We start from the raw sequence: 2,366 nt of genomic DNA, 5'->3' as shown, positions 1-2,366 counted from the left end.
CGTTCAACGACCACAAGCAGTGGCGAGGGATCGCAACCCGCTACGACAAGCTCGCCGCCGTCTACCGAGGAGCCGTTGTCCTACGCGCCATCACCATCTGGCTCGCGACTTAGGAGACACGCCCTAGCTGGCACCACTGGGACTCGGTGGTCCCCGGCCTGCAGCAGCACCATCGCGTGCACGTCGCCCGCCTCGCCGGACACGCGGGCGGCCCGCAGCTCGCAGCTGGCGTGGCGCCCACGGCCGCAGCCCTAGCGGACCAGCTCGAGCGCGACCTCGACGATGCCGGCGTGGACCGCGCTCACCTGGTCGGGAACTCGCTGGGCGGATGGCTGGCCCTCGAGCTGGCCGCGCGCGGACGCGCGCTCTCGGTGACCGCCCTCTCCCCTGCGCTCGGCTGGGAGCCGAACGGCGCGCACCTCCGCACCCTCGCCTTCAAGCTCTTCGTCGCCCGCCAGATGATCCTGCGCGGAGGCCCGCTCCTCCCGCTCCTCTTCCGGTCCCCCACCGCACGGCGGGCCGCGCTGAAGGTCGCGGTGGCGCACGGCGACCGGATGTCACCCGAAGCCGCCCTGGCCTTCACCTCCGCGATGGCTGAGTGCACGATCTCCAAGCCGCTCAAGGAGTGGTTCCTGAACACGGAGCACACCATGGGACCGATCGAGTGTCCCGTGCGCATCGCCTGGTCGGAAGAAGACGCGCTGATCCCGCTCGAGCCCTACGGTGCCCGTTTCACCACGCTCGTCCCCGACGCCGAGAGGATCGTGCTGCCACGCGTCGGCCACGTCCCGATGTACGACGATCCGGAGCTGGTCGTCCGCACCGTCCTGGACCTGACCAGCAGGGTCGACCGTTCCACCGAGCATTCACCCCGCACTGATGGGAGCCTGCTGGAGTAGACGATCGGCGAGAGCATCCCGTCTATACGTGCGGAGGTTCGCGGCGATCGGGAGCGTGTTCCTGTTCCTGCTCCATGAGCCAGGTGGCTATCTGCGTGCGCGACCGGAAGCCCAGCTTGGTGAGGATGTGCTCCACGTGGCCCTCGGCTGTGCGATCGGAGATGACCAGCTGGCTGGCGATCTCCCGATTCGTGAGTCCGGTCGCCACGAGCCGCGCGATCTCCTGCTCGCGGCGCGTCAACGGCGTCGACGCCTGCACCGGACGCGGCCGGCGCCGCGACCTCGCGCCGAACGCTGCCGGATCCAGGACGTACTCGGTCGCCAGCTCCGGGGTCAGCCGGGCTCCCCGCTCGAACGCCGCCTCATAGGCCCGCTTCCCGAGGGCGCGCCGTACGGCGTCCTCGCACTCGTCGTGGGCCTGAGCCAGATGAAGGTAACCCGACATCGGCGCTTCGAAGGTCCGCCAGATGGAGTCGGCCGCGCCGAGCAGGCCCGCTGCCAGCTCGGCCTCCTCCCGGTCCGCAGCGACCCACGCCAATCCTTCGATGCCGAGCGCAACGCCCCGGTCGTCCCCGAAGGTGGAGTTGATGCTGATGCTCTCCCTCAGCAGCTCCCTGGCTTGTCCCTGGTCGGCTCGCCGCCACGCCTCGATGCCCAGACCCCAGAGCGTGTACGCCTTGTCCCATTCCTCGCCGTGGTCGTTGCAGACCTGGAGGCACTCCTCGTAGTACGCCGCTGCTCGGTCGTGATGACCGTCCAGGGACTCGGCTATGGCCAACCGGCGCAGCGTCATGACCACGCCGGTCGGCTCGTCCGCGTCGCGGAACGCTTCGAGAGCCTGCACGTACGCCGCTCTCGCCTCCGCGTTCCTGCCCTCGCTAGTGGCGATGCCTCCCGCGAACAGCCCGATGCAGCCGTCCAGCCATCGGTCGCCCAGGTCGGCTGCCTCGGTCGCGCTCCGCTGCAGCAGCCCGGCTGCCGTCGGAAGATCGTTCTGGAGCGAGGCCAGCCACCCCGCCATGCAGAGCGCTCGCGCGTGACTGAGGCCCGTCTCTTCCGTGGCGCTCTCGAGCAGGCGTGCGAGCCAGGTGCGGCCCTCGGCAAACGCTCCGATCGCGGTCCAGAACTTCCACAGCGAGCTGGCAAGGTCGAGGCCGTAGACGACCTCTTCGGGCTCAGTCGCGCAGAACTCCAGCGCCGCCCGGAGGTTTCCGTGCTCCACCCGCAACCGGTCCAGGACCGCCCGGGCGCTGGGCCCGAACACGGGGTCATCGGCGATGCCCGCGAAGTACGCACGGTGCCGCTCGCGGGTGGACCGCTCTTCGCCCGATGCCGCGTGACGGGTTCGGCCGTACTCGCGCAGCGTGTCCAGCATCAGGTACCGAGCAGACGCCCCACGGTCCTCCCGGTTGAGGATCGACTTGTCCACCAGACTCGCCACCACGTCGAGCACCGCTTCCCGCGGGA

Annotated in this window: 1 protein-coding gene and 1 pseudogene; one reads left to right on the top strand and one right to left on the bottom strand. The window is 69.9% G+C overall.

Annotated features, from left to right (window positions below):
• Nucleotides 1-137: 137 nt before the first annotated feature.
• Nucleotides 138-899 (top strand): annotated as a pseudogene (locus tag D0Z08_RS31525) (alpha/beta fold hydrolase); the annotation flags it as partial.
• A 22-nt stretch (nt 900-921) separates the two neighbouring features.
• On the opposite strand, the gene D0Z08_RS33295 reads toward D0Z08_RS31525, so the two are convergent.
• On the bottom strand, nt 922-2,366 hold a 1,445-nt coding region (locus D0Z08_RS33295), incomplete at its 5' end, for a LuxR C-terminal-related transcriptional regulator (protein WP_182481617.1).

The sequence above is a fragment of the Nocardioides immobilis genome, assembly GCF_003515065.1.
In the GTDB taxonomy this organism is placed as follows: Bacteria; Actinomycetota; Actinomycetes; order Propionibacteriales; family Nocardioidaceae; genus Nocardioides; species Nocardioides immobilis.
Note: the sequence above shows the minus strand (reverse complement) of the source record. Positions and strands in the feature narration are given on the sequence as shown.